Source organism: Isoptericola sp. b408, from assembly GCF_030588085.1.
GTDB lineage: Bacteria > Actinomycetota > Actinomycetes > Actinomycetales > Cellulomonadaceae > Isoptericola > Isoptericola sediminis.
The window spans coordinates 426,689-438,887 of the sequence record NZ_JAUQYQ010000004.1; the positions used below are offsets into that span (position 1 = coordinate 426,689).

15 protein-coding genes are annotated in these 12,199 nt (G+C 72.9%); 9 read left to right on the forward strand and 6 right to left on the reverse strand.

Annotated features, from left to right (window positions below):
- Window positions 1-66 precede the first annotated feature (66 nt).
- Window positions 67-1,293 (forward strand): AI-2E family transporter, encoded by a 1,227-nt coding sequence (locus Q6347_RS13470; RefSeq protein WP_304603268.1) that lies wholly within the window; start codon window positions 67-69, stop codon window positions 1,291-1,293.
- Between the two features lie 51 nt (window positions 1,294-1,344).
- The gene (gene ilvA, locus Q6347_RS13475) at window positions 1,345-2,565 is read left to right on the forward strand and encodes a threonine ammonia-lyase (RefSeq protein WP_171246970.1); all 1,221 of its coding nucleotides are present in this window, start codon (window positions 1,345-1,347) and stop codon (window positions 2,563-2,565) included.
- Window positions 2,566-2,683: 118 nt separating this feature from the next.
- Here ilvA and Q6347_RS13480 read toward each other — a convergent pair whose 3' ends face one another.
- The 5 genes from Q6347_RS13480 to Q6347_RS13500 all read right to left on the reverse strand — a co-directional run bounded on the left by Q6347_RS13480 (window position 2,684) and on the right by Q6347_RS13500 (window position 6,361).
- Entirely contained in the window at window positions 2,684-3,088 is a 405-nt protein-coding gene (locus Q6347_RS13480; RefSeq protein WP_171246969.1) for an ectoine synthase, read from the reverse strand.
- 50 nt (window positions 3,089-3,138) lie between these two features.
- Window positions 3,139-4,440, reverse strand: coding sequence for a diaminobutyrate--2-oxoglutarate transaminase (ectB, locus tag Q6347_RS13485; protein WP_369810857.1), 1,302 nt, complete (start codon window positions 4,438-4,440; stop codon window positions 3,139-3,141).
- 99 nt (window positions 4,441-4,539) lie between these two features.
- A complete protein-coding gene (gene ectA, locus Q6347_RS13490) occupies window positions 4,540-5,079 on the reverse strand; it encodes a diaminobutyrate acetyltransferase (protein WP_171246968.1) in 540 nt (179 codons plus the stop codon).
- 198 nt (window positions 5,080-5,277) lie between these two features.
- The gene (gene greA, locus Q6347_RS13495) at window positions 5,278-5,760 is read right to left on the reverse strand and encodes a transcription elongation factor GreA (RefSeq protein WP_171246967.1); all 483 of its coding nucleotides are present in this window, start codon (window positions 5,758-5,760) and stop codon (window positions 5,278-5,280) included.
- Window positions 5,761-5,923: 163 nt separating this feature from the next.
- Window positions 5,924-6,361 carry a DUF4307 domain-containing protein gene (locus Q6347_RS13500; RefSeq protein ID WP_304603270.1) on the reverse strand — a complete coding sequence of 146 codons (438 nt, stop codon included), beginning with the start codon at window positions 6,359-6,361 and terminating at the stop codon, window positions 5,924-5,926.
- A gap of 53 nt (window positions 6,362-6,414) precedes the next feature.
- On the opposite strand from Q6347_RS13500, the gene mca reads away from it, so the two are divergent.
- From mca to Q6347_RS13515, 3 genes are read left to right on the forward strand one after another with little or no spacing between them, the layout of a single operon-like run.
- On the forward strand, window positions 6,415-7,314 hold the full coding sequence (gene mca, locus Q6347_RS13505) for a mycothiol conjugate amidase Mca (protein ID WP_304603271.1): 900 nt from the start codon (window positions 6,415-6,417) through the stop codon (window positions 7,312-7,314).
- Window positions 7,311-7,697, forward strand: coding sequence for a hypothetical protein (locus tag Q6347_RS13510; RefSeq protein WP_304607617.1), 387 nt, complete (start codon window positions 7,311-7,313; stop codon window positions 7,695-7,697). The genes mca and Q6347_RS13510 overlap by 4 nt, the downstream gene beginning before the upstream one ends.
- Window positions 7,694-8,536, forward strand: coding sequence for a carbon-nitrogen hydrolase family protein (locus Q6347_RS13515; protein ID WP_304603273.1), 843 nt, complete (start codon window positions 7,694-7,696; stop codon window positions 8,534-8,536). Before Q6347_RS13510 ends, Q6347_RS13515 begins: the two co-directional genes overlap by 4 nt.
- 6 nt (window positions 8,537-8,542) lie before the next feature.
- Here Q6347_RS13515 and Q6347_RS13520 read toward each other — a convergent pair whose 3' ends face one another.
- Complete coding sequence (locus Q6347_RS13520) at window positions 8,543-9,121, reverse strand: hemolysin III family protein (RefSeq protein ID WP_369810859.1); 579 nt, start codon at window positions 9,119-9,121, stop codon at window positions 8,543-8,545.
- On the opposite strand from Q6347_RS13520, the gene Q6347_RS15075 reads away from it, so the two are divergent.
- From Q6347_RS15075 to Q6347_RS13535, 4 genes are all read left to right on the forward strand, one after another.
- Window positions 9,024-9,233: a hypothetical protein gene (locus tag Q6347_RS15075; protein ID WP_369810860.1), complete on the forward strand. Its 210-nt coding sequence runs from the start codon at window positions 9,024-9,026 to the stop codon at window positions 9,231-9,233. The two genes, Q6347_RS13520 and Q6347_RS15075, sit on opposite strands and share 98 nt — an antisense overlap.
- 301 nt (window positions 9,234-9,534) lie before the next feature.
- A complete protein-coding gene (locus tag Q6347_RS13525; protein ID WP_171246963.1) occupies window positions 9,535-10,296 on the forward strand; it encodes an isoprenyl transferase in 762 nt (253 codons plus the stop codon).
- 43 nt (window positions 10,297-10,339) lie between these two features.
- Window positions 10,340-10,822 (forward strand): MarR family winged helix-turn-helix transcriptional regulator, encoded by a 483-nt coding sequence (locus Q6347_RS13530; RefSeq protein ID WP_304607618.1) that lies wholly within the window; start codon window positions 10,340-10,342, stop codon window positions 10,820-10,822.
- A gap of 22 nt (window positions 10,823-10,844) precedes the next feature.
- Window positions 10,845-12,059, forward strand: coding sequence for a glycerate kinase (locus Q6347_RS13535; RefSeq protein ID WP_304607619.1), 1,215 nt, complete (start codon window positions 10,845-10,847; stop codon window positions 12,057-12,059).
- Window positions 12,060-12,199 lie beyond the last annotated feature (140 nt).

Genomic DNA, 12,199 nt, shown 5'->3' on the forward strand with positions numbered 1-12,199 from the left:
GACCTGCAGGGGGACGCCGGGGCGATCGCCGGGCGGTCGCGCCGGGAGCGGCCTAGGGTTGAGGCCGTGACGAGCCCGGGCGGAATCGAGAGCAGGGACGGCGACGCCGTCCCCGCCAGCGTGCGGGTCGCGGCGGCCTGGTCCTGGCGGCTGCTGCTGATCGCGGCCGCCGTCGCCGGGCTCGTCTGGCTGCTGGCGCAGCTCAAGACCATCGCCGTGCCCGTGGCCGTGGCTCTGCTCGTGACGATCCTGCTGCGGCCCATGCGTCGGATGCTCGAGAACATCGGGGTCCCGCGCGGAGCGGCCACCGCGCTGTCGATCCTGTCGTTCATCGCCTTCGTCGTCGGCCTGGTCGTGCTCGCCGGCTCCCAGATCGTCACCGGGTTCCAGGACCTGTGGGACCAGGCGACGCAGGGCTTCCAGGAGTTCCTCGACTGGCTGTCCACCGGGCCGCTCGGCATCGACTCCCAGCAGCTGTCCGACTACACCAACCAGGTGCAGGACCTCTTCGCGAGCCAGAGCTCCAACCTCATCTCCGGGGCGCTGGGGGCCGCGAGCACCGTGGGCCACGTGCTGGTCGGCTTCATCATCGCGATCTTCTGCACGATCTTCTTCCTGCAGGACGGGCGGTCCATCTGGGCCTGGATCGTCAACCTGCTGCCCCTGCCCGCCCGGGAGAACGTCCACCAGGCCGGCCGGCGCGGCCTGGTGACGCTGTCGTCCTACGTGCGCACCCAGATCCTCGTCGCCCTCGTCGACGGCATCGGCATCGGCATCGGCGCCGCCTTCTTCGTGCCCTCGCTCGCGCTGCCGATCGGCACCCTGGTGTTCGTCGGCTCGTTCATCCCGATCCTCGGCGCCATCGTCACGGGTGCGATCGCGACCGCCGTGGTGCTCGTCGCGCAGGGATGGGTGGCCGCCCTCATCATGCTCGGCATCGTGCTGCTCGTGCAGCAGCTCGAGAGCCACATCCTGCTGCCGCTGCTCATGGGCCACGCCGTCTCGCTCCACCCCGTGGCCGTGATCATCGTCGTGGCGTCGGGGACCCTCGTCGCCGGGCTCATCGGTGCGCTCTTCGCGGTCCCCCTGGCCGCCGTGCTCAACACCGTCGTGCAGTACCTGCACGGCCACGACAAGTTCCCCGAGCTCGGCACCGAGGACCACGTGCCCCTGCTGAGACGGGAGGCCCTCGCCGAGCTGCCCGGCACGCTGCTGTGGTCCAACCGGGGCAACCGGGACACCTCCGAGGATCGCGACGACGCGGGCCCCGGACCGGGTGCCGCCGGCCCCTGACGTGACCTGCGACGTCGTGGATCACCCCGTGGTCGTCGCATACTGGGGCACGTGAATTCACCGACCCCCCTGGACCGAGTGACCCTCGCCGACGTCAAGGCAGCCGCCGAGCTGCTCGACGGGGTGGTGACGCGAACCCCGGTACACCCCTTCCGGGCGCTGACCCAGCTCGCGGGCGCCGACGTCGTCCTCAAGTGCGAGAACCTGCAACGCGCCGGATCGTTCAAGATCCGCGGCGCCTACACCCGGCTCAGCCGGCTGACCCCCGAGGAGCAGCGCGCCGGTGTCGTCGCGGCCTCCGCCGGCAACCACGCCCAGGGCGTCGCGCTCGCCGCGCAGATGCTGGGCATCCCGGCGGTCGTGTACATGCCCGTCGGCGCGTCCGTCCCGAAGCTGGAGGCGACGCGCGGCTACGGCGCCGAGGTGCGCCAGCTCGGCGAGTCCGTCGACGAGGCGCTCGAGGCGGCCCGCGAGGAGTCCGCCCGCACCGGCAAGGTCCTCATCCACCCCTTCGACCACGCCGACGTCGTCGCCGGGCAGGGCACCGTCGCCCTGGAGATCCTCGAGCAGGTGCCCGACGTCGGCACGGTCGTCGTGCCGCTCGGGGGCGGCGGGCTCGTCGCCGGTATCGCCACGGTGCTGGCCGAGGTGGCCCCGCACGTGCGGGTCGTCGGCGTGCAGGCGGCCACGGCGGCCGCCTACCCCGCGTCCCTGGCGGCCGGCCGGCCGATCGCCGGCCACCTGGAGTCGACGATGGCGGACGGGATCGCCGTCGGGATGCCCGGCGAGGTGCCGTTCGAGGTGCTGCACCGGCTCGGCGTCGAGGTGCGCACGGTCACCGAGGCCGAGATGTCCCGCGCGCTGCTGCTGGTGGCCGAGCGCGGCAAGCTCGTCGTCGAGCCGGCGGCCGCTGCCGCCGTCGCCGCGGTCGCGGCCTCGCCGGGCGCCTTCACCGGGACGGTGGTGCCGGTGCTCTCCGGCGGGAACATCGACCCCCTGCTGCTGCAGCGCGTCGTCCAGCACGGGCTCGTGGCGGCCGGTCGCTACCTGCAGATCTCGGTGCGGCTCGACGACGAGCCGGGCGCGCTGGCGTCCCTGCTGGAGACCGTGGCGGCCGCCGAGGGCAACATCGTGCGGGTCGACCACCGGCGCACCGACACCACGCTCGAGGTGTCCGAGGTGCTCGTGACCCTGCAGCTGGAGACCACCGGCCCCGAGCACTGTGCCGCGGTGCTCGACCGGCTGCGCCGGGACGGCTACCAGCTCACCTGACGACGCCGGCCGCCCGGGCACCGGGCGGCCCGCCGTCGCACGAGAACGACCCCCGCGGTCCGGGCCGACTCACCGGAGTCGGTCGCGGACCACGGGGGTCGTCCACGTGGAGCGGGGGTCAGCCGGCGGCGGACTCCGGCTCGGTGATCAGCGGGTACACGCCGTCCGCGTCGTGCACCTCGCGGCCGGTGACCGGCGGGTTGAACACGCACACGCACGTGATGTCGGTCTTCGGCCGCACCTTGTGCTTGTCGTGGTCGTTGAGCAGGTACAGCGTGCCCGGCTTGAGCTCGTGGATCTCACCGGTGGCGAGGTCCTCGATCTCGCCCTCACCCGAGGTGATGAAGACCGCCTCGTAGTGGTTGGCGTACCAGAAGTAGTTGTCCGTCCCCGCGTACAGCGTGGTCTCGTGGACGGAGAACCCGACACCCTCCTTGGCCAGGATGATGCGCTTGGAACGCCAGTTCTCGGTCTTGATGTCGGCGTCGGTGTCGGTGATCTCGTCGAGCGTGCGAACGAGCATGGAGCCTCCTCGAAGATGTGGTCGGTGGTCGGACGACGGGGCCGGGCGGCTCAGGCGCCCAGGGCCTCCGTGATGGCCTCGTCCAGGATCGTCAGACCCTTGCGCAGCTCGTCCTCGGTGATGGTCAGCGGCGGCAGGAGCTTGACCACCTCGTCGTCGGGACCGGAGGTCTCGACGAGCATGTGGCGCTCGAACGCGCCGGTGGTCACCTTGTCGGCCGTCTCGCCGTCGGGGAACTGCAGACCGCGGGCCAGGCCGCGACCCTTGCTGACCAGGTCCAGCTTCGGGTAGCGGGCGACGATCTCGTCGAAGAAGCCCTCGATGATCTTGCCCTTGGCCAGCACGTCCTTCTCCAGGGCGTCGTCCGACCAGTAGGTGCGCAGGGCCTCGGAGGCCGTGGCGAACGCCGGGGCGAAACCACGGAACGTGCCGTTGTGCTCACCCGGCTCGAAGATGTCGAGCTCGGGACGCACGAGCGTGATCGCCAGCGGCAGGCCGTAGCCGGAGATCGACTTCGACAGCGTGATGATGTCGGGGACGATGCCGGCCTCCTCGAAGGAGAAGAAGCCGCCGGTGCGCCCGCAGCCCATCTGGATGTCGTCCAGGATGAGCAGGATGCCGTGACGCTTGCAGAGCTCGGACAGGGCGCGCAGCCACTCGGCGCGAGCCGCGTTGATGCCGCCCTCGCCCTGCACCGACTCGACGATGATCGCCGCCGGCTCGTTGAGACCGCTGCCGGAGTCGCCGAGCAGGCGCTCCAGGTAGGCGAAGTCGTCCTCGGCGCCGCTGAGGTAGTCGTCGTACGGCATCGGGGTCGCGTGCACCAGGGGGATGCCGGCGCCGCCGCGCTTCATCGAGTTACCGGTCACCGAGAGGGCGCCCAGCGTCATGCCGTGGAAGGCGTTGGTGAAGTTGATGACGGACTCGCGGCCGGTCACCTTGCGGGCGAGCTTGAGCGCCGCCTCGACGGCGTTGGCGCCACCCGGGCCGGGGAAGATGACCTTGTGGTCCAGACCGCGCGGCTCGAGGACGTGGGAGTTGAAGGTCTCCAGGAACTCACGACGCGCCGTGGTGAACATGTCCAGCGAGTGGACCATGCGGTCGTCGGCGAGGTAGTCGATCAGGACCTTCTTCAGCACCGGGTTGTTGTGCCCGTAGTTCAGCGAGCCGGCGCCCGCGAAGAAGTCCAGGTAGGCCGTGCCGTCTTCGGCAAAGACCGTCGCGCCGGTCGCGCGGTCGAACACCACGGGCCAGGCACGGGAGTAGCTGCGGACCTCGGACTCGAGGGCCGAGAAACCCGTGGGGTCGTCGTGGGAGGACGCGTCGGGGGTCGGTGCGGACAGGGTTGTCACGGAGGACACTCCTTCGATGATGCGCGCCGGTGCGGTGAAAGAAGGGACAGGACTGCGTCGTCACCTGCGCGCCGAACCGGCGCAGTCCGAAGTGGTGGGTCAGCGGAAGCCGTCGATCACCAGCAGGGGCTCGGCCTCGTGGCCGTCCGGGAAGTGGTGCGCCTCGAACCCGGTGACCTCGCGCAGGGTCCCGCCCCGCTGCTCGGCCCACCGCTGGAAGACGCGGCGGGAGGACTGGTTGTCCTCGGTCACGGTGGTCGTCAGGGAGGTCACCTCGGGGTGGGCGTCGATCACGGCGTCGATGAGGCGGCCGGCCAGGCGGTGGCCTCGGGCCCGCTCGTCGACCGCGACCTGCCACAGGAAGTAGCGGGTCGGGTCGGCCGGCAGCCGGTACCCGCTGACGAAGCCGACGACGTCGTCACCCATGAGGGCGATGCGACAGGTGTCGCCGAAGTGGTCGGCCAGCAGCAGGTAGGCGTAGGAGGAGTTGAGATCGAGCTCCCCGGAGTCCCGCGCGACGCGCCACATGGCGCCGCCGTCGGAGACGTCGGGGCGTCGGATCGTCAGGGTGGGCTCGTCAGCCCGCGAGGCCGTGTCGGCGGTCGCGGGTGCGTTCGGTCCTGTCTCTGGGATCGTCATACCGTACTCAACCATAGACAGATCATCGGCAAAATCTCACGCCCGTCCCACCGGACGATGAGTCCGGAACCCGAGGTCAGGGCGCGACGGCGCTGGTCGGGGCTGCACCGGGCGCACATGTGTGGATACGGTGAGAGGTCGGCCGGACGGTGGCGACGACGTCGATCGACGCCGTCGCCACCGTCCCGCCGGGTGGCGTCAGCCCGAGAACGGCGTGGCGGAGACGATCCGCACGGGGATGTCGCGGCCGTTCGGCGCGGTGTACGTCGCGTCGTCGCCGACCTTCTTGCCGTCGATGGCGGCACCCAGCGGCGAGGTGGGGGAGTACACGTCGAGGTCGGTGGTGTCCGCGATCTCGCGGGAGCCGAGCAGGAACGTCATCTCGTCCCCGGCGACCTCGGCGGTCACGACCATGCCGGCCTCGACGGTGCCGTCGTCGGCGGGCCGGCTCACGGCGACGTGGCGCAGCTTCTCGGTGAGCTCGCGGATGCGCGCCTCGTTCTTCGCCTGCTCCTCGCGGGCGGCGTGGTAGCCGCCGTTCTCCTTGAGGTCACCCTCGTCACGGGCCGCGGCGATCCGCTCGGCGATGGCGGTGCGCGCCGGGCCGGAGAGGTGTTCCAGCTCCGCCGTCAACCGGTCGTGAGCTTCCTGGGTGAGCCAGGTGACGTTGGTCTCGGTCACGTGGACTCTCCTTTCTGGTGCTCGTCGGTGCCCGGCGCGCGCCGCGCGTTCGTCCGGCCGACGGACGTCGGCACGCGCGTCGGCTCGTGCTGGACTTCGTGTGAAACGTCCAGGATACCGGACGTCGGCGTCCGGCGGGTGGCGCGACGCGGCCCCGGAGGGTTCAGCCGCCGGTCGCCGTGCACCCCGCGACCACGGCGGACGTCGCCTCCTGGAAGGTGCCCACGGTGACCTCGTACGCGCTGGTCCGGGTCTCCGCCGGGCCGACCGGGACGTCGAGCGTGCCGACCTGGGCGTAGCTGGGTGCCAGGGCCTCCACGGTGCAGGTCGCGGTGGTCCCGACGGGCATGTGCACCTGGAAGGTGACGGCGACCTCCTCGGGTCCGAGCACGTCGAACCCGACGACGTCGTGGGCGACCGGGTCGCTGCGCTGCTGCAGCATCGCGAACCAGGCCGTCAGGGCCACCGCCGCCGCGAGGGCCACCGCGATCGCGACCCGGGCGCCACGACCGAGGGCGCCGCCACGGGGTGCCGGGACGCCGGCCGGGCGCGCCGACCCGTACCGGTCGGTGGGGACGGCAGGTTGCTGCGGCTCGCTCATGCCACCATTGTCCCTGACGACCGCGGACGCCCCGCACCACCCTGGGAGGACTCTTGACCGGCGAGCCACTGCGCCTGATGGCGGTGCACGCGCACCCTGACGACGAGTCGAGCAAGGGGGCCGCGACCACGGCCCGCTACGCCGCTGAGGGTGTCGAGGTGCTGATCGTCACCTGCACCGGCGGTGAGCGCGGCGACGTGCTGAACCCCTCCTTCGAGGCTCCCGAGGGGCACGAGTTCGATTCCGTCGAGGGTCGCCTCGCCGTGCGCCGGCTGGAGATGGCGGCCGCCGCCGAGGCGCTCGGCGTCCGGCAGCACTGGCTGGGGTTCGTCGACTCCGGCCTGCCCGAGGGCGACCCGAGGCCCCCGCTGCCCGAGGGCTGCTTCGCCCTGGTCCCGCTCGAGGAGGCGGCGGCACCGCTGGTGGAGCTCGTGCGCGAGTTCCGGCCGCACGTGATGACGACCTACGACCCCTCGGGTGGCTACCCGCACCCGGACCACATCAAGTGCCACGAGGTGTCGGTCGAGGCCTACCGCGCCGCCGGTGACGCCGACCGGTACGCGGTCGAGGGCGGTGCCGAGGCCTGGGCGCCCGCCAAGCTCTACTACAACCACGGGTTCTCCCTGGACCGTCTGCGCGCCGTGCACGAGGCGATGGAGGGCGCCGGGCTGGAGTCGCCGTTCGGCGACTGGATCGAGTCCCGGGCCGCCCGCGAGATCCCGGAGCGGGAGGTGACCACGCGCATCGAGGTCGCCCCGTACTTCGCCCGGCGTGACGCCGCGCTCACCGCGCACGCCTCGCAGATCGACCCCGACGGCTTCTTCTTCGCGGTGCCGCGGGACATCGAGGCGGACGTGTGGCCCACCGAGGAGTTCGAGCTCGCCGACTCCCGGGTGCCCACCGAGCTGCCGGAGACCGACCTGTTCGCCGGCCTGCGCGAGGAGTCCGCATGACGACGAGCCTGATGACCATCGTGCTGGCCGACGTCACCCCGGGCCCGTCCCCGAGCCCGACGGCCCGGGTGCTGGAGGACTGGGAGGTGACCCCCGGGCTGGAGGGGTTCCTGGCGACCTTCGCGGTCGCCGTCGCCGCCGTCCTGCTCTTCCTCTCGCTGAGCCGGCACCTGCGCAAGGCGGACACGTACGCGCGCGACCACGGCATCGAGGTCCCGGAGCGACGCAGCATCGGCATCCGTCGTGGCGCGGTGGACGACGGCGGGTCGTCCGCGGTCACCCCCACCTCGCCCGACGTCGGACCCGCGCCCGGGCAGCGGGGCGACGACCCCGGCGAGCCGGGGACGAGCGGGTCGCCGGACGGCGGCCGGGAGCCGCGATGACGGTCCGCGTCACGGTCGCGCAGGTCACGGTCGCTGACGACCACGAGGCCAACCGCTACCTCGTGGCCGACGCCTTCGCGCAGGCCGCGAAGGTCGACGCCGACCTGCTGCTGCTGCCCGAGTACTCCTCCGGCTACCACCGGTCCGGGGTGGGCATCGAGCACGCCGAGGAGCTGGACGGTCCGTACGTGACGCTCCTGCGCCGGCGGGCTGCGGAGACCGGGGTGGCCGTGATCGCCGGGACGACGCTGCCGGGTGACGACCCCGCGCCGGACGGCGGACCCCGCAAGGGTGTCAACGCACTCGTCGCCGTCGACGGTGCCGGCGAGCTGGTGGGGGTGTACCGCAAGGTGCACCTGTACGACGCGTTCGGCACCCGCGAGTCGGACCGGCTGCAGCCGGGGCCCGTGGACGCCGAGCCGTTGACGATCCGCCTCGGCGACCTGACCTTCGGCGCCATCACCTGCTACGACCTGCGGTTCCCCGAGTCCGCGCGCCGGGTGGTCGACGCCGGTGCCGACGTGCTCGTGGTGCCCGCCGCCTGGGTGGCGGGACCGCTGAAGGCCGAGCACTGGCGCACGCTGCTCACCGCCCGCGCGATCGAGAACACGGTCGTCGCGATCGGGGTCGGCATGGCGGGCAAGGGGGTCACGGGGCGGTCGGTCCTCGTCGGCCCGGACGGTGTCGTCGGGCTCGAGCTGGACGAGACGCCGCAGCTGCGCACCGTGGACCTCGACGCCGACGAGCTGGCGAAGGCCCGTGCGGCCAACCCCTCGCTGGCGAACCGGCGCTACACCGTCGTCCCCCGCGAGGACCGCGGGTCCTCGCGGGAGGGGTGAGTCGTCTCAGACGGCGAGCGAGGCGAGGAAGATCGCCACGGTGTGGCAGGTGAACCCGACCACCGTCAGCACGTGGAAGATCTCGTGGAACCCGAACCAGCGCGGCGACGGGTCGGGGAACTTCGTGCCGTAGACGACCGCCCCGAGCGTGTAGGCCAGACCCCCGCCGGCGACCAGCCAGACGACGGCCGGCCCGCCCGCGGCGCCGAACTGGCCGAGGTAGGCGACCGCCACCCAGCCCAGCGCGACGTAGACCGGCACGTAGAGCCAGCGGGGCGAGTTCATCCACAGCACCCGGGTCAGGAGGCCGGCGATGGCGCCGCTCCACACGATGGTGAGCAGGACGGTGGCGTCGCGCGGGTCCAGGAGGGCGACCGCGAGCGGGGTGTAGGTGCCCGCGATGATGAGGAAGATGTTCGCGTGGTCCATCCGGCGCAGCGCCGCCTCGACCGGCGGTGACCAGTTGCCCCGGTGGTAGACCGCGCTGGTGCCGAACAGCAGCAGGGCGCTCAGGCCGAAGACCGCCGCGGCGACCTTGCCCGCCACGGGCTCGGCCAGCACGACCAGCACGATGCTGGCGGCCAGCGCGAACGGGGCGGTGACGGCATGGATCCAGCCCCGCAGCTTCGGCTTGAGACGGCGCGCCTGGGTGGTGGCACCGGTCGCGACGGTCTGCACGACGTCGGAGACGGTCTGACGCGCGTCGTGCGCGGCGCCCTTGGCCGCTGACCCGACGTCGGCGGGGTCCGGGACGGTGATGCGCCGCTCGTGCGGGGCGGATCCGGTCACGAGTCCTCCTTGCTGGGACGACAACCTACGGTTCCGTAGGTTACGCCAGCGTAGGGGTGCTCCGCCATGATCCCGACCGAGAGTCTGTGAAGATCGTGCGACGACTCCGCGCGTGCTTCCCGCCCGCCTCGATCCGTTGCTTCCGGCGACGTCCGGCGGCGGTACCGTTGTCCCGGTTCGTCCACCCCCGAGCACCCGTGAGGATCTGCGTGCGTCTGCCCCATCCGCTGTACCGGCTGTACGAGCGTCGGCTCTCGGCGTCGCTGCCGCCCGCGCAGATGCCGCGGCACGTCGGCGTCATCCTCGACGGCAACCGCCGGTGGGCGAAGTCCTTCGGGGAGACCGCGGCCACCGGGCACCGGCGCGGCGCCGACAAGATCGCCGAGTTCCTGGGCTGGGCCGAGGAGCTCGGCATCGAGGTCGTCACCCTCTGGATGCTGTCCACCGACAACCTGGCCCGGTCCGAGGGCGAGCTGGCCGACCTGCTGGACATCATCTCCGACGCCGTGCGCGACCTGGCCGAGACCGGGCGGTGGCGGCTGCGCATCGTGGGCCGGCTCGACCTGCTGCCCGAACGTCTCGTGCGCACCCTGCGCGCGGCCGCCGCGGCGACCGCCGACGTCGAGGGGCTGCACGTCAACGTCGCCGTCGGGTACGGGGGCCGCCACGAGATCGCCGACGCCGTCCGGTCCTACCTGCGGCTCGAGCAGGAACGCGGCACGACCCTGGCGGAGCTGGCCGAGCGGCTCGACGTCGAGGACATCGCCGCCCACCTGTACACCAAGGGGCAGCCCGACCCCGAGCTCGTCATCCGCACGTCGGGCGAGCTGCGCGTCGGCGGTTTCCTCATGTGGCAGAGCGCGCACAGCGAGCTGTCGTTCTGCGAGGCCTACTGGCCCGACTTCCGCCGGGTGGATTTCCTGCGTGCGCTGCGCGACTTCTCCCGCCGTGAGCGCAGACTGGGGCGGTGAGGACGCGAACCGGCCCCGGCGCCGGGACTGGAGGTCGGACACGATGACGACGTACGCGGTGCCCGGGTCGGCCCGGCGGGCGGCGGAGACCTGGGAGGCGCTGTTCCGTGCCCAGGTCACCCTGATGCGGCGGTTCCAGGCCGACGAGGTCTGGGTCGAGCTCTCGCTGCGCGAGTACGACGTCCTGTTCACCCTGTCCCGCTCGGACGACGGCACGATGCGCCTGCGGCAGCTCAACGAGAACGTGCTGCTGGCCCAGTCGTCCCTGTCGCGGATGGTCGAGCGGCTCGAGGCCCGGGGGCTGCTGTGCCGGTCGGTGCCCGAGGACGACGCGCGCGGGACGCTGGTCGGGCTCACGGACGCGGGCCGCCGGCTGCAGCGCCGGGTGGGTGCGCGGCACGTGCGGGCGATGGACCAGTACGTCGGAGGTGCCCTGGACGCGGAGGAGCAGGCCGAGCTCGTGCGGTTGCTGACGAAGCTGCGGACCGCGCAGGCCGACATCCCCGACTGGACGCCTCACGGTTGACCAGGGTCGATATTCTCGCCGGGTGACACCGTCGACACCCGCCGACCCGCTCCCTCCCGCCGAGCGACCGCACGTGGTGCTGGCGCCCGACGCGTTCAAGGGGACCCTGGACGCCACCGAGGTCGCCGTGGCCCTGCGGGACGGCGTGCTGGCCGCGGCTCCGGAAGCCAGGGTGACCTCGCTCGCCATGGCCGACGGCGGGGAGGGCACGCTGGACGCCCTCGTGGCCTCCTGGCAGTCGGCCGTGCGCACGGTGGAGACCGTCGACGCGATCGGTCGCCCCACCGTGGCGCGGTGGACCGTCTCCCCGGACGGGCTGATCGGGGTGGTCGAGCTGGCCGAGGCCAGCGGGCTGCCCCGGGTGAGCGACGAGCCGCTCCAGCCCCTGCACGCGAGCACGCGCGGGACGGGTGACGTCGCCGCGGCCGTCCTGGACGCCGGGGTGCACGAGGTGCTCGTGTGCCTGGGTGGTTCCGCCTCGACCGACGGCGGCGCCGGGATCCTGACCGGGCTGGGCGCCCGGCTGCTCGACGGCGAGGGGCGGGTGGTCCCCGACGGCGGCGAGGGCCTGGCCCGGGCGGCCGCGATCGACCTGTCCGGGCTGCACCCGCGCGCCCGCGAGGTGCGCTGGCGGCTGGCCGTGGACGTCACGAACCCGCTGCTGGGCGAGCACGGTGCCGCGGCGGTCTTCGCCCCGCAGAAGGGGGCGGGCCCGGGTGAGGTGGCCTTCCTCGACGAGGCGCTGACCCGGTGGGCGAACCTCCTCGAGCGGGAGACCGCCGTCCGCGTCCACGAGCTGCCCGGGGCCGGGGCCGCCGGGGGCGTCCCGGCGGGGCTGGCCGCCGTCCTGGGCGCCGCGCTGGAGCCGGGGGCGCTGCTCGTCGCCGAGGCGGTGGGCCTGCCGGCCGCGCTGTCCGACGCCGCGCTCGTGATCACCGGGGAGGGCTCGTTCGACTCCCAGTCCGTGCGCGGCAAGGTGGCCGACGGCGTGGCGCGCCTGGCCGCCGTGTCCCCGGCCCGCCCGCCCGTGGTCGTCGTCGCGGGTCAGGTGCTGCTGCCGGCCGAGCAGACCCGGGCCGCCGGGATCGCGGCGGCCTTCTCGGTCGCTCCCGGTCCCGTCGACCTGGAGCACCTGATCCCGCGGACGGCGACGAGGCTGTCCGAGGTCGCGGCCTCCGTCACGAACCTGCTGCAGGTGGCCGCGTGGCGCTCCGGCGGGTCGTCGGTCGGGACGTGACGGCGGCGGGGGGCGCGGCCCCCCCCCCCCCCCCCCCCCCCCCAAGGCCGAGGAGGCCCTCGGCATGGTGGGCCTCGGAGGCTGGGGCGCGTCCATGCCCAGCCAGCTCTCGGGCGGCATGCGCCAGCGCGTCGGCCTGG

Coding starts and splice junctions, on each gene's coding strand:
- Q6347_RS13480 (WP_171246969.1), bottom strand. CDS start 3,088: ATGCTCGTTCGCACGCTCGACGAGATCACCGACACCGACGCCGACATC.
- ectA (WP_171246968.1), bottom strand. CDS start 5,079: ATGACGATCCCAGAGACAGGACCGAACGCACCCGCGACCGCCGACACG.
- Q6347_RS13500 (WP_304603270.1), bottom strand. CDS start 6,361: ATGAGCGAGCCGCAGCAACCTGCCGTCCCCACCGACCGGTACGGGTCG.
- Q6347_RS13510 (WP_304607617.1), top strand. CDS start 7,311: ATGACGACGAGCCTGATGACCATCGTGCTGGCCGACGTCACCCCGGGC.
- Q6347_RS13515 (WP_304603273.1), top strand. CDS start 7,694: ATGACGGTCCGCGTCACGGTCGCGCAGGTCACGGTCGCTGACGACCAC.
- Q6347_RS13530 (WP_304607618.1), top strand. CDS start 10,340: ATGACGACGTACGCGGTGCCCGGGTCGGCCCGGCGGGCGGCGGAGACC.